We start from the raw sequence: 25,307 nt of genomic DNA on the forward strand, positions 1-25,307 counted from the left end.
CGACGTTTTGCTATGCAGAACAACCAATTACGAACCTTCCCGCGACCTGCGGGCGTTCTTAGTGTCTGCGGCCAGAGGAGGTAAAAGTGAAGTTTCTTTACTTGGTCGCGGCCGGAACGCTCGCGCTGGCCGCCTGCGCTCCGTCGACCGCCCCGGCAGGAGGCGGCGCCGATGAGAAGACCGGCACGCTGCGCGTGTGGCTCTTCGACGAGCCCAACCGCGCGCCCAAAGACAAGGTCGTCAATGAGGCGATCAAGGAGTTCACCGCCGCCCACGCCGATGTGAAGGTAGAGATCACCTACATTCCCACCACGCCGGCCCGGCACGAGAAGTTCAAGGGGGCCTTCAACGATCCGGCCAGCTCGCCGGACGTCGCCGAGTACGGCAACACCGACCTCGCCGAGTACGCGGCCGCCGGCGGGTTCGCCGACCTCACGGCGGAGCTCAAGGGCCAGGACATGACGCCCGACCTCCTCCAGTCGGCCTCCGTGGACGGCAAGCAGTACGGCCTGCCGTGGTTCATCGGCGTCCGGGCCCTCTACTACCGCACCGACGTCTTCGACGAGCTGGGGCTGAAGCCTCCGGCCTCGATCGTCGAGCTGACGGAGACCGCCCGCACGATCCGCGAGAAGAAGCCCGACCTGTACGGCATGGCCGTCGGCGGCGAGAACACCTTCGGCGCCCTGCCCTTCATCTGGGACGCCGGCGGCGACATCACCTCGCTGGACTCGGCCCAGTCCCGCAAGGGCGTCAAGGCGTACACGGACCTGCTGACGGACGAGATCTGCCCGCCGCAGGCGTGCGTGTCGCTCACCGGCGGCAAGACGGTCGAGTTGTTCGCCAGCGGCAAGGCGGGAATGGGCATCGGGGGCAACTTCAACCGCTCCGCGATGGACGCGGGCGCGGTGGCCGGCAAGTACGCGGTGGTGCCGCTGCCCGGCTCCGCCAAGGGCTCGATCGCGCCGGCCTTCGCCGGCGGCAACAACCTGGGCGTCATGAAGAACGCCCAGCATCGGACGCTCGCCGTGGACTTCGTCAAGCTGCTCGGAAGCAAGGCATACCAGGTCAAGATGTACGAGGCCATGGGCAACCTGCCGACGCTGACCGCGGCACGCGAGGAACTGGCGGCCAAGGACCCGTTCCTGAAGCCGTTCCTGGAGACGGTGGCGAGCGGGACGAAGTTCGTGCCGATCGACCCCGCCTGGGTGAAGATCGACAACGGCAAGGTCATCCCCACGATGCTGCAGAAGATCGCCACCGGCCAGGCCGACGTGGACACCGCCACCGCCGAGGCGGCCACGGCCGTCAAGGCGGCCTTCGGACGCTCGTGACGGCGGTGGCCCTGACCGGGCGCCACGTGCGGGCACGAGCCGGGCGGGGCCGGCCCCGCCCCTGGCTCTACCTGCTGCCGGCGGCGGCCGTGCTCGTGCCGATGTTCGGCTACCCCGTCTACATGCTGGGCCTGCTGTCGGTCTTCGACTACCGGCAGGCCCAGGTCAGTGGCGGGCAGCCGAGCACATTCGTGGGGTTCGGGAACTATGCGACGATCTTCGGCGACGCCCGGTTCTGGGAGGTGCTGGCGCAGACGGTCGGGTTCGCGGCGGCGCTCGTGGTCGCCACCCTGGCCGTCGGCGCGGCGCTGGCGGTGCTGCTGACCAGGGTCGGCCCCGTGCCGCGCACGGCGCTGTCGCTGGCCGCGCTGGGCGCGTGGGCGGCGCCCGCGATGACCGGCTCGACGGTGTGGATGTTCCTGTTCGACGCCGATCTCGGGCTGGTCAACCAGGTGCTCGGGCTGGACGGGTTCAACTGGTTCTACGACCGGTGGGTGACGTTCGGGGTGGTCGGGGCCACGATCGTGTGGCACTCGTTCCCACTGGTCATGGTGACGCTGTACGCGGGCATCCAGGCCATCCCGGGGTCGGTGCTGGAGGCGGCCGGGATCGACGGGGCGTCGGTGTGGCAGTCGTTCTGGAAGATCATCGTGCCGATGCTCCGGCCGCTGATCGCCATCGTCGTCATCCAGTCGGTGATCTGGGACTTCAAGGTGTTCACGCAGATCTACGTCATGACCAACGGGGGCGGGGTGGCCGGGCAGAACACCGTGCTGAACGTCTACGCGTACCAGACCGCCTTCGGCTCTTCGGAGTACGGCCTGGGCTCGGCCATCGCGGTCGTCATGACGCTGATCCTGCTCGCGGTCACCCTGTTGTACATCCGGGCCCTTCATCGCGGTGGGGAGCGGCTATGAAGAGACGTCTGATCCCCAACATCGTGGCGCTGGTCGTGGCGTTCCTGACCGCGTTCCCGCTCTATTGGATGGTGTTGTCGGCGCTCAAGCCCGCCGGCGAGATCCAGTCGCTCGACGTCAAGCCATGGACCCTGCACCCGACGCTGGACAACTTCGTCCGGGTGCTGACAGGGGAGGGCTTCGGCCGTTACCTGCTCAACAGCGCGGGCGTGGCGCTGACCGTGGTCGTGTTGTCGGCCGGGGTGGCGTTCCTGGCCGCCGTGGCGGTGACCCGGTTCACGTTCAGATTCAGGACCACTGTGCTGATCATGTTCCTGATCGCGCAGATGGTGCCCGTGGAGGCGCTGACGATCCCGCTGTTCTTCGTGGTCAGGGACCTCGGGCTGCTCAACACGCTGGCCTCGCTGGTGCTGGTGCAGCTGGCTTTCACGCTGCCGTTCGCGATCTGGATGATGCGCGGCTTCGTCGCCGGCGTGCCCGAGGCGCTGGAGGAAGCGGCGATGATCGACGGCGCCGGTCGCGCGACCGTGTTGTGGCGGATCCTGTTCCCGCTGGTCGCCCCCGGCCTCGTGGCGACCAGCGTCTTCTCCTTCATCACGGCCTGGAACGACTTCATCTTCGCCAGGACCTTCATCATCTCCGCCAAGGACAACCAGACCCTGCCCGCGGCGCTGCTCGTCTTCTTCAAGCCGGACGAGAACGACTGGGGCGGGATCATGGCGGCCTCGACGCTGATGACGATCCCGGTGCTGATCTTCTTCGTGGCGGTGCAGCGACGGCTGGTGTCAGGACTCGGCGGCGCCGTGAAGGACTGACCCACGCAGAACTGCGAAACCGCCCAGTGAGCTGGGCGGTTTCCGCTGTGGCGGGCGTCACGACACCCGGGGCAGACCCTGTGCTCCGGCAAGAGCTTCGGCACCCGTCGTGGCGGGGAAGCCGCCCTCGGTCCAGTGCAGGCGATGCCGGAAGCCCGCGAGATGCGTGCCCATGCGGCGGAACGTGGGCAGAAACCAGTAGTGCGGGCCCTTCTCCTGATGGGCGACCGCCTCTGTCTCCAAGAGCCTGAGCTCCACCAGCTCCTCCAGGATCGACTCGGCCAGGTGTTCGTCCACCCCCAGAGCCGAGGCCGCGACAGACAACGAGACCACGGAGGCCGACAACTTCGCGAGCTGGCCCAGCGCGATCTGCGAGCGGCGCGGCGCGAGCTGGTAGGTCCGCTGGACGCTGGCCAGGATGCTCCCCGCTGGATCGTCGGACCGCTCGGGCGCGACGGCGCCGGAGACCGACAGCTCGTAGTCCTTGCGCGCCGCCAGCCGTTCGAGGGTCCAGTGCGGGCGCACCAGCAGGCAGGCCGCGATGCCCTGCAGCGCGGCCGGCAGGCCGTCGTACAGGTCGACCAGCCGCCGGGCGGCGGCGAGCTCCCGCTCTACGCGGTTCTTGCCCAGCAGGTCCATCAGGAGTCGCACCCCCTCGTCCACGGTCAGCGGGGGGATGTTGACGAGTGTGGACACGGAGGGGATCGACAGCCGGCGTCGGCACGTGACCAGAAGTGCGCTGTCCGGATTGACCGGCAGCAGAGGGCTGACCTGGCAGGTGTCGACGACGTCGTCGAGCACGATGAGAATCTTCCTCGTTCGCGCCCAGTCCTGGAACACCTGCGCGCGTTCCATGAGCGACGGGGGCATCCGATCCTCGGGCACGCCGATCGCCTTCAGGAAGTTCTCCAGCACCTTTGCGGCGCCGACCCGCCGACCGTCTTGGTCGATCATGGCGGCGAAGAACTGGCCCCCGGGATAGCAACCGCGCACCTGGTGCGACACATGCGCGCAGATGGTCGTCGCGCCCACTCCCGGCGGGCCTGCGATCATCACCACGGTCGGCCGTTCCGGCGCAGGCGCGGTCAGCAGGTCGAAGATCTCCGCGAGCTGCTGCGACCGGCCGACGATCTCCGGAACCGCGTGGGGTATCTGCGACGGCGGCGTGCTCGTCACGGGGAGCACGGTGCTGCTCTCGGCAGGCTCGGGCAGGTCCAGCACGGAGTCGGCGTTCAGAATGCTCTGGTGCAGCCGCTCGACCTCAGTCGAGGGGTCCAGGCCGAGTTCGGTGGCGAGGTTGTAGCGCAGGCGCTGGTAGACGCCCAGCGCGTCGGACCTGCGCCCCGCCCGGTACAACGCCTTCATCAGCCTGGCGGGGAAGCCCTCGTGCGTGGGGTGCTTGGCGACCAGCGCAGTGAGCTCCCCCAGTAGCTCCATGTGCCGGCCCAGCGCGAGATCCGCGTCGATGCGGTTTTCCAGCGTGCTCTTGCGGTTTTCCTCCAGCCGCAGGACTTCAGCCTGGAGGAGCGGCCCGCAGGCCACATCCACCAGCGCCGGGCCCCGCCAGTGCTGCAGGGCCTCGGCGAGCGTGCCGGCGGCCGTAGCCGTCTTGCCGGCCTCCAGTTCGAGCCTGCCGCGTTCGGCGAGCTGCTCGAACCGCAGGGAGTCGAGCAGCTCGGTGTCGAGACACAGTTGGTATCCGTACGGAGAGGTCTGCAAGGAGGGCCGCCGGTCGACGGTGCCGGAAGCGCGGGTGGACTGTGGCCGGCCTAGGCCCAGGTCCTTGCGGAGGAGGTAGATGTAGGTCTGCAGCGTGGTCGAGACGCTGGCCGGTGGGCATTGCTCCCACAGCTCTTCGATGATCTGTTCGATCAGGACGATGTTGTTTGCGCAGAGAGCGAGCAGACTGAGAAGTTGTCTCAGTTTCCCCGCGGAAGGTGTGACGATTTCTTCGCCGCGAATCACCTGCAGGGGCCCTAAGAGGCTCACACGCAATGTCATCAACCCCCGTCATTTCCTGTGCGGTCATGCTGCGTTAGCCGACGTCCGGCGTTACGGAAGCGCGCTCTGCAATTGGGAAGCCGACACTATTAGATCGCGTGGTAATTCGATCATAGCGACTGTATGCAGTCAAGCATCTATTGCTTTCCCCTTTTGCAAAAAGCGCCGTCCCGCCGAACAGAATTCGGCCGCCTATGAAAACGTGCCCCCCGATTGTCCGAACGTCGATCGGTTAACGATCAGTGTTCGGCATACGACCATTGTCCCGATCCAGTACACTGTCCGCAAGAGCTAGAGGAGCTGGACATGGCAGAGCGCCGCCCGCCCGCCGCCCCACGACCCCCGTGGCGCACCCCCGCCAAGACAGAGCCGTCCAGGCCCCCGCTGACTCAGGACCTCATCGTGCGGACGGCCCTGCGGATCGTGGACCAGGAAGGGCTCGACGCCCTCAGCATGCGGCGGGTCGCCCAGGAGCTCAAGACCGGCTCCGCCTCGCTGTACGTCTACGTGGCCAACAAGGATGAGCTGCTCGAACTCCTCATCGATCACGTCTTCGGCGAGGTGCCGGTCCCCGAGGCCGACCCCACCCGTTGGGAGGAGCAGATCAAGGAGCTCGCCTTCGCTCTGCGCAAGGCACTGACCGACCACGCCGACATCGCGAGGATCGGCCTGGCCTACGCCCCCTCCGGGCCGAACGGCCTGTGGGTCGCGGAGGGCTTCCTGGCCATCCTGCGCGCGGCCGGCCTGCCCGACCAGGCCTGCGGCTGGGCCGTCGACCGGCTGACCCTCTACGTCACCGCCGACGCTCTTGAGGTCAGCAACCACATCGTCAGAGGCCGCACCACCCCTTCCGAAGTCAACGCCTACTGGCAGCGCATGGGCGACTATTACGCGAGCCTGCCCGAGGAGCATTTCCCGCACACCAGGGCGCTGGTCGGGAGCCTCCTTACGGGCAGCGACGAGACACGATTCGAGTTCGGTCTCAACTTGTTGCTGCACGGCCTGAAGAATGTAGAAAAGTTTTAGCGATCTCTGTTTCACAAAAAGAAACGCTGACCGTTGGCAAACGGTCAGCGTGAAACGACTTCCGGCCGCCGCGCTCAGGTCGCCGGCCGCCCGTCGAGCAGGGCCGTGGTGTGGCGGCCCGCGGCGAACACCGGATCGGCCACCACCTCGCGTAACAGCTCTTTTGTCGTGTGGACGTTCGGGCCGCCGATCCTGAACTCCCTCAGGGCGCGGTCCATCCTGGCCAGCGCCTGCTCCCGGTCGGGCGCCCAGACGACGACCTTGGCCAGCAGCGAGTCGTAGTAAGGAGAGATCTCCCAGCCGGGGAAGGCATGCGTGTCCACGCGGACGAACGGACCGCCCGGGGGCACGAACTCCGCCAGCCGGCCGGGACACGGCGCGAAGTCCCTGCTCGGGTCCTCCGCGTTGACCCGGCATTCCACCGCCGCGCCGGAGAAACGGACGTCCTCCTGGCGCAGCGAGAGAGGCTCCCCAGCGGCGATCCTGATCTGTTCCCTGATCAGATCGATGCCGGTCACCAGCTCCGTCACCGGATGCTCCACCTGGATGCGCGAGTTCACCTCGAGAAACGCGATGTCCCGGCCGTCCACCAGGAACTCGAAGGTGCCCGCACCCGTGAACCCGACCGCCTCGGCGCCACGCACGGCTGCCGCGTACAGCTCGCGCGACGTCGCCGGATCCAGGCGGGGCGCCGGGCTCTCCTCCACCAGTTTCTGGTGGCGGCGCTGCACCGAGCAGTCGCGCTCGCCCAGGTGGAGCACGTTGCCGTGCTCGTCAGCGAGCACTTGCACCTCGATGTGGCGGGCCCGCTCCACGTAACGCTCCAGGTAGACGCGGTCGTCGCCGAAGACCGCCCGGGCCGCCGCCCGCACCGAGCGGTACGCGGGCAGCAACTCCTCCATGGTCCTGACCACCGCCATGCCCCGGCCGCCTCCCCCGGCCGACGCTTTGATGATCACCGGCAGGCCGATGCGCTCTACAGTGGCCGAGACCTCTTGCGCGGTCCCGACCGGCTCGCGCGTGCCCGGGAGCACCGGCAGTCCCGCGTCCGCCATCAGGCTCCTGGCCAGCGCCTTGTCTCCCAGCTTGGCCATGACCTCGGGACGGGGGCCGATGAAGACCAGATCGTTCTTCGCGCAGATCTCGGCGAAGTCCGGATCCTCGGAGAGGAACCCGTAGCCGGGGTGGACGGCCTGCGCCCCGGCGAGCAGCGCCGCCTCGATGATCGCCGGAGGGTAGAGGTAGCTCTGCTTGGCCGGCCCGGGACCGATGTGCACGGCCTCGTCCGCCGCCCTGACGGCCGCGGAGTCCTGGTCCGCCGTGGAGTAGACCGCCACGGTCCTGATCCCCATCTCCCGGCAGGTGCGAACGACCCGTAGCGCTATCTCCCCGCGATTCGCCACGAGCACCGTGTCGAAGGTCACTCCCCCTCCCATGGCTCGAGCAGCAGCAGCGGCTGGTCGTACTGGACGGGCTGACCATCGCTCACGCAGATCTCCACCACGCGGCCGGTGATGTCGGCCAGGATCGGGTTCATCAGTTTCATCGCCTCCACGATCCCTATCTGGTCTCCCGGCTCGACGATGTCGCCCACGTCCACGTAGGGCTTGGCACCCGGTTCGGGAGCGCGATAGAACGTGCCGACCAGCGGCGTGCGCACAGGCTCCCATAGTGGCTCGCCAGCCTCCTCCAGCGCTGGAGGGGCGACGCCGGGTGCAGAGGGCGCGACGCCAGGCGCGGCAGCGTCCGCGAGATGCGCCCACTCCATCTCGATGCTGGCCGAGCCGAGCTGAACGCTGATCCGGCTGGGTGGCCTGGTGGTCCCACCGACCATGTCGAGCACAGTGCGCCACACCGTGCTGACATCCGTGGCGGGATCGGTGCCGGGGGCAGTCGAGGGCAGGCTCTCTGTCACGGAAGGATTCCTTTCACCTGGAGTGAGGTGTCGGCCGATCCGAAGCGCCGATAGCGCAGGCGGCGCTGGGCCACCAGCTCCGTGCCGTCACGCCCGCGCAGGTCCCGCAGTGCCCGGGTGACCGCCAGGCGGACCAGCCGACTGGCGGCGGCCGGGTCGCGGTGCGCCCCGCCGTCGGGTTCCGGGATCACGCCGTCGACGATGCCGAGCTCGAGGGTGGAGCCGGCATCGACCTTCAGGGCGGCGGCAGCCGTATGGGCCGCCTCGGGACTGCGCCACAGGATCGCCGCGCATCCCTCAGGACTGATCACGGAATAGATGCTGTTCTCGCACATCAGCACCTCGTTCGCGACGCCGAGCGCGAGCGCGCCGCCGCTGCCGCCCTCGCCGGTGACCACGCTGACCACGGGCACCGGCAGGCTTCCCATGAGACGGATGCATTCGGCGATGGTGCCGGCTTGGCCGCGCTCCTCCGCCTCCAGCCCCGGATACGCGCCCGGCGTGTCGATCAGGGTCACCACCGGGATCCGCAGCTTCGCGGCGAGCCTCATGAGACGCATGGCCTTGCGGTAGCCGGCCGGCGTCGGCATGCCGAAGTTACGGCGGATCAGCTCATCCGTCGTGTGCCCCTTCTGGTGGCCGATGACCATCAGGGGCAGCCCGTCGAGCACGGCCAGACCACCGACGATGGCCGGGCAATCGCCGCCCATCCGGTCGCCGCGCAGCTCGACGAACCTGTCGGTCCATTCCGCCACGTGGTCCAGCGTGGTGGGCCGGCCCAGCTCGCGCGCCAGCCGTACCGTCTGCTCGACGGGACGCCCGGCCAGGTCGGCCGGATCGCGCACCGCGACGTCCGGCGCCGCGCCGCCCCGGTCGCCGGCCGGTGGCGCCGCTGCCGACAGCAGCGTGCCGAGCAGGTACGGCAGCTCCGCCCTGGGCCTGACGCCGTCGATGAGCCCGTGCTCCAGTAGGAACTCGGCCGTCTGGAAGCCCTGCGGCAGCTTCTCGCGGATCGTCTGCTCGATCACCCGTGGCCCGGCGAAGCCCATCCTGGCGCCCGGCTCCGCGATCAGGATGTCGGACAGCGTCGCGAAGGACGCGGCGACCCCGCCGTACGTCGGATCGGTGATCAGGGAGACGGTCAGCAGCCCGGCCTCATCCAGTTCGGCCATGCCGTTGGCGGTCTTGGCCATCTGCATGAGAGACAGGGTCCCCTCCTGCATGCGGGCGCCACCGGAGGCGGTGACCAGCAGGAGAGGGACCCCGTCGGCGAGTGCGGTCTCGGCCGCCACGGCGACGGCCTCGCCCGCTGCCGTGCCCAGGCTGCCGCCGAGGAACCGGAAGTCCATGACGGCGGCCACGACGGGCCGGTCCTGGATGGTGCCGCGCACCACCTGAACCGCGTCGTCGAGCCCGGTCTGCGCGCGAGCCTTGGCCAGTCGGCCCGCGTACGGCTCGAGATCGACGAACGACAGCGGGTCGTGCACGGTGTCGGGGAGCCTGACCGGCACGGCCGTCTCCCGGTCGACGAGTGTCGCCAGGCGCCGACCTGCCGTGAGCGGGCTGTGCCACCCGCACTCGGGACACACGCCGCCCGCCCGGTCGAACCTCTTGCGATACAGCAGCACGCGGCAGCGACGGCAGCTCATCCAGTCCGCTTCCTCGGACGCCGTCGGCGAGCCTGGAGATCGAAACGTCATGCTGGTCATCTGGACTCCCCGAGGCACTCAGCCGGCGCCCGCGAGGTGGGCGAGGATCGTCATGGTCGTCATCGACCCGCCCGACCGGTACGGGTGGAGCTGCTTGCGGTGCTCCACGTGCCGGTCGCTCGTCTCGAACTGGCGGAAGCTCGGCTCGTCGGCCCAGTCGCTGACGATGTAGTAGATGTCCTCCTCGTCTTCGCTCCGCGACAACCACTGCCCTCGATTGGCGGGATGTGAGGTGACGGAGTCGCCGACCTTCAGCCACGTCTGCTCGAAATCGGGGCCCATACCGGGGTTGATCTGCATGCGCAGCATGACTCTGAACGTCGCCGCACTCATCAGGAGATCCCTCCGTCCACCGGGATGACAGCGCCCGTGACATACCGGGCGAGGTCGCTGGCCAGCCAGAGCACGCCGCCGGCGATCTCCGCGGGAGTGCCGAGGCGCCCCAGGGCCGTCTTCTCGCTATAGCGCTTCACCATGAGCTCCCGCTGGTCGTCGGGGAGCGCCTCCAGCGCCTCCGTACGGATGACGCCGAGGGAGAGTACGTTGAACCTGATCCCCCGCGAGCCATACTCCTTGGCCAGCGAGCGCGACAACCCCACCAGCGCGGCCTTGGTCGCCGTGTAGTGGGCCCGCAGCGGGATGCCCACCTCTGCCGACTTCGACCCGATGCTGACCACCGAGGCGCCGGCCGTCATCAGCCGCAGCGCGCCCTGGATGACCAGGTGCACGGAGGTGAGGTTGACGTCGACGATCTCTCGCCACTGCTCGGCGCCGAGTTGCTCGTACGGCACGTGGCTGATCGTCGCGGCGTTGTTCACCACGAGGTCCAGTCGGCCGAACCTTTGTTCGCACGCGTCGAGCAGCGCCGCGACCTCCGCCGGATCGCCGAGGTCCGCCCGCAGGACGTGATGGTCTCCGCCGATCTCCTTGAGCTCACGCTCCAGGGACGCGACGGCCTCGCCGGCCTGCCGGTAGCAGGTGACGACGTCGACGCCGTGACGTGCCAGCTCCAGCACGATCCCCCTGCCGATGCCCCTGGTCCCACCGGTGACCAGGGCCTTCTTCCCACTGAGTCCGAGATCCATTTCCCGTCCCTGCTGTCACGCCGCCGCGCGGGCGGCCGCTTCGACCTTGTCCTTGATGAGCTGGAGCTGCACCAGCGTGTTGCGGTTGAGCCGGTCACGCATGGCCGCGTCGTCCACCGGGGCCTCGGGTCTCATCTCGAAGTCCTGCACCCACCGCATGCGCACGCCCTGGTCCGTCTCGGTGTACTCCCAAAAGAGGGACATGTACTTGAACGGACCCGTCTCGACTCGGTGCGAGCGCACCGTGCGGGTCAAGGGGTCGGGCGTGCGCAGGGAGACCCAGCTCCACACCTTGCCGTTCTCGTCGGGGTGCAGCGCGAGCCTGAACAGGATCGAGTCGCCGCTGCGCTCGAGGATCGTGGCCTCCGAATACTCGCTGAACAGCTCGGTCCACGACTCGATGTCGTTCGTCATCCGCCACACGACCTCCATGGGCGCGTCGATGACGATGTGGTTGTCGGTGTGCTCGGCCATGTCAGGCCGCCTCGGCGGACTCGGCGAGGCGGGCGTTGATGTAGGCGATGGCCGCCCGCGGCGTCTCCATCTCGTGCACCGCGTCGTCAGGGATGGCGACGGAGTAGCGCTTCTCGAGGTGGCTGGCCAGCTCGAGCAGCGCCAGCGAGTCGTAGCCGAGGTCGGCCAGCGGGGTGTCGTGGATGTCACCGTCCAGGTCGACCTGCTCGTCCTGGCCCGCGATCGCGCGCAGGGTCTGCTTGAGGTCCTCCAGGGTGAATTCCTGCATCGTGAGCTCACTTTCGGTAGTTGATGTCGGACAGCACCATGGCCGCGGCGAAACCGCCGTGGCCGCGGGCGAGAACGAGTGCGTTGCGCACCGGTGTGTCCCTCGGCTCGCCGAGCACCAGGTCGATGTCGCAGCCCGCGGCGAGGCGGGTCGGGCCCGCCGTGTGCGGGATGACGTCGTCCCTGATGGCGAGCAGCGCGGTTGCGACGTCGAGCGCGGCGCCACCGCCGTAGAGGCGGCCGGTGAGGGTCTTGGGGGCGGTGACCGGCGTCCCGCGGTCGCCGAACACCTCGCAGACAGCTCTGGCCTCGGTCAGGTCCAGCTCGGGCACGCCGGCCGCGTCGGCGAACACGACGTCGACGTCTCGCGGGGTGAGCCCGGCATCGGCCAGCGCGCGCTCGATGACGCCGCGCAGCGCGGGCGGCCGGGACGAGCCGGGGCGAGGGTCGAATCCGGCGGCATAGCCGGCGATGACGCCGTAGCCGTCTTCGGAGTCGCGCTCCACGACGAGGATGGCGCCGCCCTCACCGGGCAGGTACCCGCAGGCGGCGGCGTCGAAGGGAAGGTAGGCGCGGCCCGGATCCTGCTCGGTGGAGAGCAGGCCCGTGGCGAGCTGCGCGGTGAGGCCGTAGGGGCACAGCGAGGCGTCGGTCCCGCCGCTGACCACCAGCCTGGCGTCCGACCTCAGCAGCCGGCGCGCCTGGCCGAGCGCGTCGAGGCCACCGGCCTGCTCGGTGCACAGGACACCGCACGGGCCGCGCATGCCGTGCCTGATGGACACCTGTCCCGTGGTCGCCGCGTAGAACCAGCCGATCGACTGGTACGCGCTCACCCACGACGACCCCTTCGTGTAGAGGCGTTCCATCTCGTGCTGGCCGAACTCGGTGCCACCCGACGAGCTGGACGTCACCACGGCCATCTCGTATTCGGGCAACCCGGCAGGCTCGGCCCCGGCATCGGCGAGCGCGGCCTCGGCCGCTGCCAGGGCCATGTGCGTCCAGTGATCGGTCTGCGGGATCAGCCTGCCCGGCACCCGCTCTTTCGCCGTGAATCCCGGCACTTCGCCGGCCAGCCGCACCGGATACGGCGTGGGGTCGAAGCGGGTGATCCTTTCGATCCCGGACTTGCCGGCCAGCACGGCCTGCCAGTGCGCCTCGACGCCGATTCCCGTAGGTGCCACGACACCGAGACCGGTCACCACGGCGCCGCCCCGGGCGTCCGCTGATGCGCTGCTCATCTGTCGAACCCTCCTGTGTCGGTCGCGGGGGCTTCCCGCGTCCGATCACAGGGTGGCTCGTACCGCTGGGGGATGCCTCGAGAGAGGCTCGGCTCGCCCTATTCCGGGACGTTTCCGGTAGCCCGGCCAGCGCGGTAGGGCGTGTGCACGTTCTCGTAGCCCAGATGGACGGTCATGCCCATGGCCGCGTGCGTGAGATTGTGGCAGTGGTCCATCCACAGGCCCGGGTTGTCCGCTTTGAAGGCCACCTCGTACGTCTCCCCGTCCACGATCGTGATCGTGTCCAGCCAGACCGGGCTGCCGGTGACGCGTTTGCCGTTGCGACTGAGCACGAGCACGCGGTGGCCGTGCAGGTGCATGGGATGTTCGAGGAAACTGCGGTTCACGATGGTCATCTTCACCAGTTCCCCTTCCCGCACCATCAGCATGGGCACGTCGGGGAAGACCGACCCGTTGATCGTCCACAGGTAGTACGGGTTGCCGTCGAAGAATCCGGGTTTGTTGTCCAGGATCAGCTCGTACGAGCGGTCGAACGTGCTGTCGGGCCCGAACTCGGTGGGCAGCGCCGTTCCGTAGCGGGTCGGGTCGAACTCGGGCACCTCCGTGAGCGGGGCCAGTTCGCCCTTCCCGTCGGGCGACAGGAGCAGCCCGGCCTGCGGGGCGGCCAGGTCGGCGAACCTCACGGGACCGTCGGGCATGACGAACTCCAGGTCGTACCGCCCGCCACCGCCGAGCGGCAGCTTCACCCGGCTCAGGTCGGTGGGCGCGTTCACGTCATTGCCGTCCAGCGCGGTCACCTTGTACGGCGCCCCGGTCAACGTGAAGGTCTTGAGGAAGTTGTCGGAATTGACGAGCCTGATGCGCACCGGGGTGCCGGGTGCCACCGCCTCCCTGCGCAGGGTGTCGTCCGCGTTCAGCGAGGTGACCTCGCCCTTGTCGGTGTCCCAGACATGCGAGGAGAGCATGAACTCCTTGACGTTCGCAGGCTGCGGGGCGTCCTTCTTCTCGATCACCAGAGGGCCGAAGAGCCCGCGGCGGACCTGGGTCGAGGACTGCTGGTGGGAGTGGTACCAATACGTTCCCGTCTGGCCCGCGACCCACCGGTAGGTGTGGCTCTTGCCGGGCGCCACGGCGTCCTGCGTGACGCCGGCCACGCCGTCCTCGGCGTTCGGCACATCGATGCCGTGCCAGTGGATTGTGGTGGGCACGTTGCGGGTCTTGTTGACGAGCGTCACCTCGACCAGGTCGCCCTCGCGGACCCGCAGTTCGGGGCCGGGCAGCTGACCGTTGAAGACCACCGCGTCGATGACGGCTCCCGAGCTGAGGTTCATCTTGGCCTCGGTGGCGGTGAGTGTGAAGCGCTTGTCGGGGGTGCCGGTGCGCGGCCCCGTGAGGTCGGCCACGGAGATCGATTCGGCCGTGGTCCGGGTGGAGCCGGCGGCGAGGTGGCCGTGCCCAGCCGCGGGGCCCGAGCCGTACGTCATGGTGTGGTCCATCATGCTGTAGCTGTCGGGCAGTCTGCTGGCCTGCCAATCCCAGGCGGCATAGGCGGCGACCAGCGCCAGCACGGTGACCGTGCCGAGGAGGTTGCGGCGGGTGCGGGCCCGGCCGTGCAGCATCGGGCGTACGGTCCCGCCCGTCGTGCGCGCCCGGTGCCGGCGGCTGAGCACCAGCACCCACGCGCCGACGACGGCGAGGGTGACCAGGACCGGGACGAACAGCGGGGGCGCGGGCGCGAAGATCAACCGGACGAGGGTGACGAGCGATCCGATGGCCGCTGCCCGCGCCGGCAGGGAGATCGCCGGCGCGGCCGCCCTGAGCCGCTGCTCGTCGGTCGGGGCGGCCGTGCGGTCCGGAACCTCCTCGACCGCGAACCGCTTCAGCCGCGGCAAGGTCAGCACGAGCGCGAAGATCGCCGGCACCCCGGCCAGCGGCATGCCGATCCACAGCCGGTCCATCGCGAAATGGGAGCCGTAGCCACCCAGGACGAGGATGGTGACCAAGCGCGTCGGCACGAGCAACACGGCCAGCACCGTGCCGGCGAACAGCCATCGGCTGGCGCGCCGGAGCTTGTGCGCGGTCTTTCTGAAGGGGAGGCGGTACAGGCCACGAGCCAGGACCGCCCAGAGGGCCAGTAGGAGGATGGCGACGGTGACGTCATTGTTGACCTGATCGTCGTAGAGCGCGATCGACGGCTCGAACACGGGGCACCTCTCAAAGGAAGCGGATCGGCGCCGCGTTCACCGGTGTGCCGGCTATTCGCGACGCCGATGTATGCGGATCAGCTCAGCGGGGCGGGCTCGGGAGTCTCCTCCGGCGCGCCCGCGTCGGCCTCGGCGTGGACGTTGATCCTGCGCGGCAGGAGGAAGACCAGGAGGAAGGTCAGGACGAAGATGCCCCCGTTGTACAGGGCCGCGTTGGTCATGGCCTGGTTGAACAGGTCGGCCCTGCCGTCGTCTGCCGCCTTGGTGAACGCCTGCTCCACGGCGGCCGGCACGCCCTGCTGAGGCGACTGCGCCTCCTTGCAGCTAGCGGGCACCGCGGTCGGGTCCTTCTCCTCGGCCCGGTCGACGAAGCAGCGGACGAAGCCCCGGGTGGCCTCGTCGATCGACGGCCCGGGCGCGCCCGCTGCCTCCAGCGCCGTGCGGATCTGCGGGGTCACCGACTCGGCGACGCTCTGGGCGCCGCCGCTCACCGAACCGAAGAAGATCAGGCCGACGAGGGCGATGCCGAGCGCGCCGCCGGCCTGCTGAATGGCGCTGAGCACGCCCGACGCCGAGCCCGCCTCGGTGTGCGGGATGTCGGAGACCACGGCGTCGACCAGCAGCGGAGCCACCAGGCCCATGCCGACGCCGCCGATGAGCATGCTGGGGACGTACCACCACAGGGAGGCGTCCGCACCACCCATCTGGATGGTCAGGATGACGCCGCCCATGGCCACGGTCATCAGCGTGGCGCCGATCTGCAGGACGCTGCGGCCCAGCTTGGGCGCGAGCTGGAAGCCCATGCCGCTGGCCACCGCGATGCCGACGGACCACGGCAGCAACGTCAGCGCCGCCGACAGGACGGACTCGCCGCGGCCTGCCTGCAGGTAAATGATGAACACGAGGAAGAACGAGACGATGCCGGCGAAGAAGGCGAGGTTCACGAAGAGACCGCCGGTGAAGGACACCTTCCTGAACAATGACGGCGGGACCAGCGGGGAGGCGTTCTTCGCCGCCCGGGCGCGCTGGTGGGCGCCGAAGATCAGCAGGCCGATGACGGAAGCGCCCATCATGACCAGCGCCCACACCGGCCAGTCCAGGTCGCGGCCCTGGATCAGCGGGAACATCAGCAGCAGCATCGTGACAGTGATCAGGAAGCTGCCGACCAGGTCGAGCCGGAGGGTGTGGGCCAGCGGCACCCGTACCTCGGGCATGATCGCGATGGCCGCCACGAACGCGGCCACGCCGAGCGGCAGGTTGATCAGGAAGATCGAGCGCCAGCCGCTGCCGAAGAGATCGGCGTTGAGCAGCAGGCCGCCGAGCAGCGGGCCGCTGATGGTGGCCAGGCCGGCGATGCCGCCGTAGATCGCGAAGGCGTTGCCGCGCTCCTTCGGCGGGAAGATCACCTGGATCGTCGAGATGACCTGCGGAACCATCATCGCGGCCATCGCACCCTGGATCACCCGGGACGCGACCAGCATCTCGGGCGACGTGGCGAAGCCGCACAGTGCCGAGGCGACCGTGAAGCCGCCCATGCCGATCAAGAAGATGCGCTTGCGACCGGCGATGTCTCCCAGCCGCCCGCCGGTGATCAGCAGCAGGGCGAAGGCCAGGGAGTACCCGGCCAGCATCCACTGGGCCGAGGTGTACGTCGCCTGCAGGTCCTCCTGGATCGAGGGGATCGCGATGGCGACGATGGACACGTCGAGCAGGTCCATGAACGTGGCGACCAGGATGATCGCCAGCACGGCCCACCGGCGCTTGGGGGGAGAAGCCGCTTCGTCAGCGAGCCGCAGCGGCTGACTCCCATCGTTTTCGGACATCACTGCTCCTTGAGACCTTGGAAGTGAGAGGCAATCGCGATATATTTCGATCAGGCGTCACGCTATATCGCGACACTCAGATGAGTCAAGATAGCGGATGAAGTATCGCGATATGGCATCGCGTCGTATCGCGACTGCCGTATCGCAACCTGATGGTCGCCCGCCTCACTGGTGGGCGACTCGACGCCGCCTCGAGCAAGCCCTCCTCCATCCCGTTCCAAGCCCCTCTCGAGCGGCCTTCGCGATGCTCGCTCCCAACGAGCGCGACGGACGGAGAGGTGCTCTATGTGCGGTATCGCGGGTCATGTTGACTTTGAGCGAGACCTGACCGGCCTGCGGGACACCGCGGCGGCCATGGCGGAGACGATGACCTGCCGCGGCCCCGACGCCGGCGGGCTGTGGGCCCAGGGGCACGCCGCCCTGGCCCACCGGCGGCTCGCGGTGATCGATCTGGCGGGCAGCGCCCAGCCGATGGTGGTCGAGGAGGACGGCAGGCGACTGGCCGCCCTGACCTACAACGGTGAGATCTACAACTACCGCGAGCTACGCGCCGAGTTGCGGGCACGTGGCCACCGGTTCCGCACGGAAGGCGACACCGAGGTCGTCCTCCGGGCCTATCTCGAGTGGGGCGACGACGTCGCGAACCATCTGAACGGCATCTTCGCCTTCGCCGTCTGGGACCCGCGCGACCAGTCACTGCTGCTGGTGCGCGACCACTTCGGGGTCAAGCCGCTCTTCTACGGCCGGGGCCCCGACGGCGAGCTGTACTTCGCCTCGGAGCCGAAGGCCCTGATGGCCACCGGCCGGATCGAGGCCAGGGCCGACGCCGACAGCCTTCGCGAGGCTTTCAGCCAGGTCTGGACGCCGGGGCGGACCGTGTTCGCCGGCATCGAAGAGGTACGCCCGGGACATATCGTCCGCGTGACCCGCTCAGGCCTGCGCCACCGCCGCTACTGGGCGCTCGAATCCCGGCCGCACACCGACGACCTGCCGACCACGGTGGACACCATCCGCGGCATGCTGGAGGAGATCATCGGCGCCCAGCTCGTCGCCGACGTGCCCGTCGGGTCCCTGCTGTCCGGCGGGCTCGACTCAAGCGTGATGACCGCTCTGGCCGCCCGGCACCGCGGCGCCAGGGGCGAGGAGCCCATTCGGTCCTTCTCGGTCACGTTCACCCGGTACACCGAGCGCTTCCGTGCCGACGAGGTCCGCGACACCCCCGACGCGCCGTTCGCCCGCATGGTCGCCCAGCATGTGAAGTCGCTGCACACGCCCGTGGTCATCACGCCCGAGCGGCTCGCCGAGCCCGGTATCCGGCGGGCCACGGTGCTGGCCCAGGACCGCCCGAGCCCGCTTGGCGATATGGACGCCTCCCTCTACGAGCTGTTCGCGCAGGTACGCGAGCACAGCACGGTCGCACTCTGTGGCGAGGGCGCCGACGAGGTGTTCGGCGGCTACCACTGGGCGTGGGTGCCGGAGCTCATCGACGTGGAGGCGTTCCCGTGGATCGCCTTCTACCAGTACTTCTGCCCCGGCGCAGGACTCGGCAGCGGCCTGCTCGACGAAGGGCTGCTCAAGCAGCTCGACCTGGAGGGCTACAGCGCCGACCGGTACAGGGAGGCCGTGGCCGAGGTGCCCAGGCTGGCAGGCGAGCCCGCCCGCGAGCGCCGCATGCGGGAGATCACACACCTGCATCTGACCAGATGGATGCAGCACCTGCTGACCCGCGACGACCGCATCAGCATGGCGGTCGGGCTGGAGGTACGCGTGCCTTACGTGGATCCGAAGCTGGTCGAGTACGTCTTCAACACGCCGTGGTCGATGAAGAGCCACGACGGCAGGGAAAAGGCGCTGCTGCGCGCCGCGGGCGCCGACCTGCTCCCGGAAGACGTCCTGAGCAGGCAGAAAAGCCCATTCCCCGTGACCCAGGACCCGCTCTACACCCGCTACCTGAGCCGGTCGCTGACCGAGATCCTCGACGACCCCACCCAACCGGCCCATGAGCTGATCGACATCGGCGCGGCCAGATCGGTGCTGGCCGCGCCGGAAAAGCTGGAGAACGGCCCCATCGCCTGGGTGAACCGAACCCACATCGAAATGGTGCTCACGTTCAATGCGTGGCTGCAGCACTACGGCGTCCGACTGGACATCCCCTGACACCTGAGAGAGGTATGTGATGAGCCTTCGCAAGGAACTCTGGACGGCCGGCGAGGAGAGCTTCGCCGCGATCGCCGACCATCCGATCCCCAGGGGCATCTGGTACGGCGAACTGCCCAAGGTCACGCTCGCCCGGCTCGTGGCGATCGACAGCCTGCACCTCGTCGACTTCGCCCGCGCGCTGTCGCTGATCGCCGCCAAGGCCCCCACCCTGGATGATCTGGCCCACTATGCGGGCATCGCGCTGGGCGCCGCCAGATCCGCAGGACCCAAGCGCAAGGCGATGCTCGACCTGCTGAGAGAGGACCCGGCCGCGCCCGAGGGCGAGCGGCCGTACGGTGACTTCCTCATTGCGGCGGGCCGCGACCTCGGCTACCCGGAGGCGCTGGCGGCGGTGCTGCCTCGCCTGTGGTTCCACGCCGAGCTGGGCAAGGAAATGCAGCGCCGTTCCTCCCCCGATCCGGTCTACCGCTCGTTCATCGCCCTTCACCTGCACAAGGACTACCTGTCCGTGGTCGAGTCGACGCTCTCCCGGGTGGACGCGCTGGAGGAGACCCTGGCGGAGGACGAGCGTGCTGCCATGGCGTCCCTGTTCGCCCGTGGCGCTCGCTTCGAGTGGAGCGTGTGGGAGTCAGCCCAATAGCATGGGTTTCAGCGATCCCAATCGCGATATGTATCGCATCGGTTAAGTTCCGAGTCAACTTCGAGTAGCGTTCCGCATAATCGCGATATAGCGTGATACTGATGGTCGCACCGCGCGGCCTGGATGAGGAGACTCGCGATGGCGGAATGGAATGTGGACGGGCCATACGAGATCGAGCTGGCCGGGGTGACCCGCGCCATCGTTCGGATCATCGACGGCGACGTGGCCGTGGTCGCCGGCGAGGGGCCGTCGAAGCTCGAGATCGGGCGGGTGAAGGGCGCTCCGCTGCGAGTCGGCATCTGCGACGGGGTGCTGGAGATCAGGCACGACCTCGGCCTGCATCGCAAGTGGTACCGTGATCTCCCCCCAGCCTTCCTCCGCAAGACCGACCTGAGCCTGCGCCTCCCCGCGGGCACGCCGGTCCGCGTGGAAACGGTGAGCGGGGGGATCACCATGGCGGGGCCGGGCACGGAGATCAGCCTCGCCACGTTGAACGGGGAGATAGTCATGGAGGGAGCCGGTCCGCGGGTGACGGCCAAGACGGTCTCGGGAGAGATCATCGCCAGCCGTTGCCACGGCGAGGTCCAGCTCGAGACCGTCTCCGGCGAGATCACCATGATCACCGACATGGAGGCAGTGGACGCCGTGCTCAGCTCGGTCTCCGGCGCGATCACGCTGGGACTCGAGGGCGAGCGGGACAAGGCGGGGCTGGACGTGGAGCTGTCCACGGCGAGCGGCAAGGTGGTCGCCAATCCGCCGGAAGACGGCCGTCCAGGCCCGGTCCCCCTCCCCTTCAGCCCAGCGGGCAAGAAGGCCATCGGGGTGATGTTGCGGGAGCCCTGCGACGGCGGCTCACAGGTGCAGGTCCGCGGATTCACCGTCTCCGGGAAGGTGGCGCTGGTGGTCCGCGCGGACGACAAGGCCGGCGCCGGGCCGCTCGGAACCGGCCGCTCCGATGGTGAGCCGCTCAGGGCGGGCGCGGAGGACGGCGCGTGAAAGCGGTGGCATCCCCGTTCGGGCACGGACAGTTCAAGCTCTACCTCCTGGCCCTGCTGTCGGATCAGCCACGCTACGGCTACGAGGCGATCAAGCTGGTCGAGGAGACGTTCCTGGGCACGTACGCGCCCTCGGCCGGATCGGTCTACCCCCGGCTCTCCAAGCTTGAGAACGAGGGCTTCATCGTCAGCGCACCCGACGAGAGCGGGCGCAAGATCTACCGCATCACCCCCGACGGCAAGGAGGAGCTGCGCCGCCGAGCCCCCGAGCTGGAGGAGCTGAACCAGACGATCCGCCGGATCAGCGACGAGGTCCGCCGGTCGGCGCAGCGCGTACGTGACGAGGCCAGGCATGCGCCCGCGGTGGCCCGCGAGCATCAGCCGCCCGCCACCGCGGAAGAGGCGGTCGAACAGACCGAAGAGGCCCCCCGCGCCATCACCCCCGAGCAGTGGGGCCCCCGCGAGTGGCGTGAGGCTCTCTCCTGGGGCGCGGAGTGGCATCACGAGTGGGACTCCTACTTCGCCTCCGGCAAGACGGTCCGGCAGATGGAGAAGATGCTCGACCGGTTCAGGAACGACGCCCGCAATGCGCTCAGGGAGGGCGTCGTGGACGGCCGCGCGATGGAGGAGTGCCGGCAGGCCCTGGGCGAGGCGCTGGTGCGGATCCGGCGCGCGACCGGCACCTAGTCCCCCCTTCGAGCGCTGGCCAAGCCGCTGCCGAGGCGCTCTTGGGACCCTTCGCCGTGACATGCGCGTGCGCCTTCGCATCGCGCCCACGGACTGGAGGGAGCCTGCCATGGCCACCACGCAGCCGGCCCGCCCGGCGTCGCCCCCCGCCCGGAGGATCTTCGGGCAGCCACGCTGGTTCCGGGTTCTGTTCCTGACCGACATGTGGGAGCGCTTCAGCTTCTACGGCATGCAGGCGATCCTCTTCCTGTTCGCGGTCTCGCCCACCGCGCAGGGCGGGCTCGGCCTGTCCCCCGCCACGGCGACGGCCATGTTCGGCCTGTACATGGCGCTGGTGTTCATCGCCGCGGTGCCCGGCGCCTGGCTGGGCGACCGGGTGCTCGGCGCGCGCCGGGCCACGCTGGTCAGCGGCATGGTGATCGCCGCGGGCCACGCCTGCATGGCCGTGCCGGCCGGATGGACGGTGTGGGCAGGCCTGGCGCTGATCATCGCGGGGACCGGGCTGCTCAAGCCGAACATGAGCGCGTTGCTCAGCAGCTTCTACGGCCCCGGCGACGGCATACGCCGGGAGGCGGCGTTCTCCATCTTCTACATGAGCATCCAGGTCAGCGCCCTGGTCGCGCCAATCGTCACGGGTTTTCTCGGCGAGACCGTCGACTGGCACCTCGGCTTCGGCGCGGCGGCCCTGGGCATGGCGTTCGGGGTGATCCAGTTCGCGGCCGGCAGCCGGCATTTCGGCGAGGTCGGCGCCCGTCCGGTCAACCCGGCCACTCCGGCCGAGCGCCACAGGGTCTTCCACCGATCCCTGATCGTGGCCGGGGTAGCGGCCGCCGCCGTGCTGGCCGACGGGCTGGCCGGCACGCTCACGGTCGAGCACGTCCTCATCCCGGTCGGCCTGCTGGTGCTCGTGGTGCCCGTGATCCTGTTCCGCCGGCTGCTGCGCCACGCCCTGCTGACGGTTCCTGAGCGGATGCGGGTGCTGGGCTTCGTACGGCTCTTCCTGTCGTCGGCGGTCTTCTGGATGATCTTCACGCAGTCGGGGTCCGTGCTGAGTCTGTTCGCGCGGGAATCGGTCGATCGAGATGTCCTCGGCTTCGAGATCCCCGCGAGCTGGTTCCAGTCCGCGCACCCGCTGTTCATCATCGCCGTGGCTCCGCTCTTCGCCTACGCGTGGGTGCGGCTGGGACGGCGGGTCGACGTGCCCGCCAAGTTCGCGCTCGGGCTCGGGCTCGTCGGGCTGAGCTATCTGCTGATGGCGGTGGTCAGCGTGTACGCCACGACCGGCGGCAAGGTGTCGCCGCTGTGGCTGCTGACGGTCTTCTTCCTGCAGGCGTGCGGTGAGCTGGCGCTGGCGCCGGTGGGAATCGGCGCGGCAGGCAGCACAGCGCCCGCCTTTTACACCAGCCAGATGATGGGCCTGTGGTGGGTGTCGGCTGCCGTCGGCGCCGCGCTCGGCGGCCGCGTCGGACAGCTCGCCGGGGCCGTACCCGCCCACCTGTACTACATCGGTCTCGGTGGGCTGGCGATCCTCGTGGGCGCCGCCCTGCTCGCCCGCGGACGGCGGCTGACATCACTCCTCACGGCCTCCTAGCGACGCCGAAGGGGGCGGTGGCAGCCGGGCTGCCACCGCCCCCTTCCGCCGTCCTGGCTAGCGCCGCGCGGACTCCGGCAGGCTCAGGACGGACAGTTGGGAGATGCACCGCATCGCCTGCTCGGCGCGGGCTCCGGCGAGGGCCGCCGGCTCCTCCGCCGCCAAAAGATGCTCGGCAGCCGCGGCGACGTCTCCTTCGCACTGGTAGACCCGGACCAGCGTGGAGCCGCGCAGGAAGCTCGCGGTGGCCACGATCGGCCCGTCCTGCTCGGATGGCGATGGCGCCGCCGCCAGCAGCTCGCCGACGGCCGGCACCGAGTCCGTACGCAATGCGTACCGCACCGCGATCATCGCGGTCGCCACGTCGGCGCGCCTGACGTGCTCGTGGACCAGCGTCATGATCGAGCGACCGAAATGCGCCTGGAAGCCGGCCGCGGTGGCCGTGTCCCGCGGGGTGGCCAGGAGTGGGGCGATCCGCCGCTCGGCCTCGTGGACCCCCTGCTGCGTCGCCATGTGGCGTCCCACGGCGGCCAGATCGCCCTCGTACTGAATGACCCGGACCATGTCGGTGTCCTGGATGAACAGCCCGGTGGCGAGGAGCCGCCCGACTTCCGTTCCCGTCTCGTCGCGCATGACGGGCGACTCGGCCCGGGTGAAGGAGCCGGGCGCGAAGATCTCGGCGATCTCGTCCTCGTGCCCGGGCTTGACGCCGTAGTTGATCGCTGCGAAAGGCATTGAGTCCTCCTTGGTGATGTCGTGGGCGACCGGTCAGGACAGCACGACGCCCACGGCGTTCGCGGCCAGCGCGACCAGGGCGAGGGTCGTGCGCAGCAGGTGCCAGCCCCGCCACAGTGGCCGGGGATCCTGCCAGCCCTCGGGCACGGCCTCGGGATCGACGGCCTTCACCCGGCGGTTGATGGGCACGTTGCCCAGGTGCGAGACGAACTGGCTGGCCAGCAGCAGTACGCCGGCCACCACGAAAAGGGCTCTCGACGCCGAGTCTTCGGCCACCAGGCCGAGCCAGAGGTCGGCGACCATCGCCACGTTGACCACGATGGGCATCGTCGGGTGGTAGCCCTTGCCGAGGAGGCGGTGCGTCTCGATGTAGCGCCCCGCGGGCAGCGCGAACAGGGCCGGGAGCACGCTGACGGCCACGGCGAACAGTACGCCGGCGACCACCCCGCTGGTGACCAGTGCGATGACCTCAAGTAGTTCCGGGATCACGTCTCACTCCTCTTCTCCACCCGGTTCAGCGCAGCCATGCTCACGCCGCGCGGTGGAGGGTGACTCGGCCACGGCTTGAGCCGCCTTTGAGCAGCTCACGCCACCGTTGACAGGACGAATCGGCCTGAAGGGGAGACTGAGATGGACAGCGATTGGAACGGCGCACGCACACTGACGGGGGTGCCTCCCCAGGTGCGACTACCCGCCCATGCCCGGCTGCTTCTGCTGACCAGCGGCAAGCGGATCTCGCAGGTCATCTACGCGCTGGCGGAGGTGAGGGTGGCGGACGTGCTCGCGGACGGGCCGCTGCCGGTCGAGGAGATCGCCGAGCGGACCGCCACGGACCCGGACGCGCTGCGCCGCCTGCTGCGTTGCGCCGCCGCAGTGGGCGTCTTCGCGGAGCGCGAGCCGGGCGTCTTCGCGTTGACGGAGACGGCCGAGCCGCTGCGCTCCGACGTACCGGACAGCCAGCGGGACATGGTGCTGTTCAACGGCTCGGACCTGCTGTGGTTCCCGTACGGGGAGATCGTGTCAGGCCTTCGTACGGGACGGCCGGTGTTCCCCGACATCTTCGGCGCGGAGTTCTTCGACCACCTGCGGGCGAACCCCGAGGCCGGCGCCCTGTTCGACCGGGCCATGACCAGGATGAGCGCCACCACGACCCGGCGCTTCCTCGACGCCTACGACTTCGGGAGGTTCGCCGACGTGGCCGACGTCGGCGGCGGTCGCGGCTACTTCCTGGCCGGGCTGCTCCAGCGGCACCCACACGTGCATGGGACTCTGATCGACCAGCCGCAGGTGATCAGCGAGGCCGCGGCCGTGATGGCCGAGCACGGCGTGGCGGACCGCGTGCGGCTGACGCCCGGCGACTTCTTCGCCGAGCTGCCCTCCGGGCACGCCGCCTACGTGCTCAAGGCGGTCCTGCACGACTGGGCCGACGCCGACGCGACAGCCATTCTGTCCCAGGTCAGGGACGCCATGGGCGACCACCCAGGCAGCCGGCTGCTCGTGCTCGAGCACGTGCTGGCATCCGCGAACGTCTGGGACCACGGCAAGGTGCTCGACATCGACATGATGCTGCGCTTCGGCGGTCGCGAACGGGACCTGCCCGAGTGGCGCGGACTGCTGGAATCCGCAGGTTTCCGGATCGTCAACGACCCCGTCCCCGGCCAGTGGGCCGTCATCGAATGCGCGAGGGCCTGATC

The 25,307-nt window shown here is 69.2% G+C and carries 23 protein-coding genes; 10 read left to right on the top strand and 13 right to left on the bottom strand.

Features of this window, described 5'->3' with window-relative positions; all coding sequences use genetic code 11:
* Window positions 1-86 precede the first annotated feature (86 nt).
* Genes EDD27_RS33570 through EDD27_RS33580 form a run of 3 tightly spaced genes read left to right on the top strand, consistent with a single transcriptional unit; the run spans window position 87 to window position 3,063 of the window.
* Window positions 87-1,331: an extracellular solute-binding protein gene (locus tag EDD27_RS33570; RefSeq protein WP_127935958.1), complete on the top strand. Its 1,245-nt coding sequence runs from the start codon at window positions 87-89 to the stop codon at window positions 1,329-1,331.
* Window positions 1,328-2,248: a carbohydrate ABC transporter permease gene (locus EDD27_RS33575; RefSeq protein ID WP_164903903.1), complete on the top strand. Its 921-nt coding sequence runs from the start codon at window positions 1,328-1,330 to the stop codon at window positions 2,246-2,248. The genes EDD27_RS33570 and EDD27_RS33575 overlap by 4 nt, the downstream gene beginning before the upstream one ends.
* Window positions 2,245-3,063, top strand: coding sequence for a carbohydrate ABC transporter permease (locus EDD27_RS33580; RefSeq protein WP_127935959.1), 819 nt, complete (start codon window positions 2,245-2,247; stop codon window positions 3,061-3,063). The genes EDD27_RS33575 and EDD27_RS33580 overlap by 4 nt, the downstream gene beginning before the upstream one ends.
* A gap of 57 nt (window positions 3,064-3,120) precedes the next feature.
* Here the strand turns inward: EDD27_RS33580 and EDD27_RS33585 are convergent, their stop codons facing one another.
* Entirely contained in the window at window positions 3,121-5,064 is a 1,944-nt protein-coding gene (locus EDD27_RS33585) for an AfsR/SARP family transcriptional regulator (RefSeq protein WP_127935960.1), read from the bottom strand.
* 306 nt (window positions 5,065-5,370) lie between these two features.
* Here EDD27_RS33585 and EDD27_RS33590 point away from each other — a divergent pair, with 306 nt between their 5' ends.
* Window positions 5,371-6,090 (top strand): TetR/AcrR family transcriptional regulator, encoded by a 720-nt coding sequence (locus tag EDD27_RS33590; protein ID WP_127935961.1) that lies wholly within the window; start codon window positions 5,371-5,373, stop codon window positions 6,088-6,090.
* Between the two features lie 74 nt (window positions 6,091-6,164).
* Here EDD27_RS33590 and EDD27_RS33595 read toward each other — a convergent pair whose 3' ends face one another.
* The 10 genes from EDD27_RS33595 to EDD27_RS33640 all read right to left on the bottom strand — a co-directional run bounded on the left by EDD27_RS33595 (window position 6,165) and on the right by EDD27_RS33640 (window position 16,805).
* A complete protein-coding gene (locus EDD27_RS33595) occupies window positions 6,165-7,514 on the bottom strand; it encodes an acetyl-CoA carboxylase biotin carboxylase subunit (protein ID WP_241564395.1) in 1,350 nt (449 codons plus the stop codon).
* The gene (gene accB / locus EDD27_RS33600) at window positions 7,511-8,005 is read right to left on the bottom strand and encodes an acetyl-CoA carboxylase biotin carboxyl carrier protein (RefSeq protein WP_127935963.1); all 495 of its coding nucleotides are present in this window, start codon (window positions 8,003-8,005) and stop codon (window positions 7,511-7,513) included. Before accB ends, EDD27_RS33595 begins: the two co-directional genes overlap by 4 nt.
* Complete coding sequence (accA, locus tag EDD27_RS33605; protein WP_241564396.1) at window positions 8,002-9,654, bottom strand: acetyl-CoA carboxylase carboxyl transferase subunit alpha; 1,653 nt, start codon at window positions 9,652-9,654, stop codon at window positions 8,002-8,004. Before accA ends, accB begins: the two co-directional genes overlap by 4 nt.
* A gap of 78 nt (window positions 9,655-9,732) precedes the next feature.
* Window positions 9,733-10,047: an antibiotic biosynthesis monooxygenase family protein gene (locus EDD27_RS33610; RefSeq protein ID WP_127935965.1), complete on the bottom strand. Its 315-nt coding sequence runs from the start codon at window positions 10,045-10,047 to the stop codon at window positions 9,733-9,735.
* Window positions 10,047-10,799 carry an SDR family NAD(P)-dependent oxidoreductase gene (locus tag EDD27_RS33615; RefSeq protein ID WP_127935966.1) on the bottom strand — a complete coding sequence of 251 codons (753 nt, stop codon included), beginning with the start codon at window positions 10,797-10,799 and terminating at the stop codon, window positions 10,047-10,049. Before EDD27_RS33615 ends, EDD27_RS33610 begins: the two co-directional genes overlap by 1 nt.
* Before the next feature lie 15 nt (window positions 10,800-10,814).
* Entirely contained in the window at window positions 10,815-11,273 is a 459-nt protein-coding gene (locus tag EDD27_RS33620) for an SRPBCC family protein (RefSeq protein ID WP_127935967.1), read from the bottom strand.
* Window position 11,274: 1 nt separating this feature from the next.
* Window positions 11,275-11,541 (bottom strand): acyl carrier protein, encoded by a 267-nt coding sequence (locus tag EDD27_RS33625; RefSeq protein WP_127935968.1) that lies wholly within the window; start codon window positions 11,539-11,541, stop codon window positions 11,275-11,277.
* A gap of 7 nt (window positions 11,542-11,548) precedes the next feature.
* A complete protein-coding gene (locus EDD27_RS33630) occupies window positions 11,549-12,778 on the bottom strand; it encodes a ketosynthase chain-length factor (RefSeq protein ID WP_127935969.1) in 1,230 nt (409 codons plus the stop codon).
* A gap of 98 nt (window positions 12,779-12,876) precedes the next feature.
* Window positions 12,877-14,982 (bottom strand): multicopper oxidase family protein, encoded by a 2,106-nt coding sequence (locus EDD27_RS33635; protein ID WP_206641781.1) that lies wholly within the window; start codon window positions 14,980-14,982, stop codon window positions 12,877-12,879.
* Between the two features lie 77 nt (window positions 14,983-15,059).
* Window positions 15,060-16,805 (bottom strand): MFS transporter, encoded by a 1,746-nt coding sequence (locus tag EDD27_RS33640; protein WP_127935970.1) that lies wholly within the window; start codon window positions 16,803-16,805, stop codon window positions 15,060-15,062.
* Window positions 16,806-17,090: 285 nt separating this feature from the next.
* Between EDD27_RS33640 and asnB the strand changes: the two genes are divergently transcribed.
* The 5 genes from asnB to EDD27_RS33665 all read left to right on the top strand — a co-directional run bounded on the left by asnB (window position 17,091) and on the right by EDD27_RS33665 (window position 22,878).
* Window positions 17,091-18,962: an asparagine synthase (glutamine-hydrolyzing) gene (gene asnB / locus EDD27_RS33645; protein WP_127935971.1), complete on the top strand. Its 1,872-nt coding sequence runs from the start codon at window positions 17,091-17,093 to the stop codon at window positions 18,960-18,962.
* Window positions 18,963-18,981: 19 nt separating this feature from the next.
* On the top strand, window positions 18,982-19,605 hold the full coding sequence (locus EDD27_RS33650) for a TenA family protein (RefSeq protein ID WP_127935972.1): 624 nt from the start codon (window positions 18,982-18,984) through the stop codon (window positions 19,603-19,605).
* 138 nt (window positions 19,606-19,743) lie between these two features.
* Window positions 19,744-20,601: a DUF4097 family beta strand repeat-containing protein gene (locus EDD27_RS33655; RefSeq protein WP_127935973.1), complete on the top strand. Its 858-nt coding sequence runs from the start codon at window positions 19,744-19,746 to the stop codon at window positions 20,599-20,601.
* Window positions 20,598-21,287: a PadR family transcriptional regulator gene (locus EDD27_RS33660; protein WP_206641782.1), complete on the top strand. Its 690-nt coding sequence runs from the start codon at window positions 20,598-20,600 to the stop codon at window positions 21,285-21,287. Before EDD27_RS33655 ends, EDD27_RS33660 begins: the two co-directional genes overlap by 4 nt.
* Before the next feature lie 109 nt (window positions 21,288-21,396).
* Window positions 21,397-22,878 carry a peptide MFS transporter gene (locus EDD27_RS33665; RefSeq protein ID WP_127935974.1) on the top strand — a complete coding sequence of 494 codons (1,482 nt, stop codon included), beginning with the start codon at window positions 21,397-21,399 and terminating at the stop codon, window positions 22,876-22,878.
* 57 nt (window positions 22,879-22,935) lie between these two features.
* Here the strand turns inward: EDD27_RS33665 and EDD27_RS33670 are convergent, their stop codons facing one another.
* Together EDD27_RS33670 and EDD27_RS33675 are read right to left on the bottom strand one after the other, a co-directional pair.
* A complete protein-coding gene (locus tag EDD27_RS33670; protein ID WP_127935975.1) occupies window positions 22,936-23,613 on the bottom strand; it encodes a SchA/CurD-like domain-containing protein in 678 nt (225 codons plus the stop codon).
* Window positions 23,614-23,646: 33 nt separating this feature from the next.
* On the bottom strand, window positions 23,647-24,102 hold the full coding sequence (locus EDD27_RS33675; RefSeq protein WP_241564397.1) for an anthrone oxygenase family protein: 456 nt from the start codon (window positions 24,100-24,102) through the stop codon (window positions 23,647-23,649).
* 141 nt (window positions 24,103-24,243) lie between these two features.
* On the opposite strand from EDD27_RS33675, the gene EDD27_RS33680 reads away from it, so the two are divergent.
* Window positions 24,244-25,305 carry a methyltransferase gene (locus tag EDD27_RS33680; RefSeq protein ID WP_127935976.1) on the top strand — a complete coding sequence of 354 codons (1,062 nt, stop codon included), beginning with the start codon at window positions 24,244-24,246 and terminating at the stop codon, window positions 25,303-25,305.
* Window positions 25,306-25,307: the final 2 nt, after the last annotated feature.

The sequence above is a fragment of the Nonomuraea polychroma genome, from assembly GCF_004011505.1.
GTDB classification, from domain to species: Bacteria; Actinomycetota; Actinomycetes; order Streptosporangiales; family Streptosporangiaceae; genus Nonomuraea; species Nonomuraea polychroma.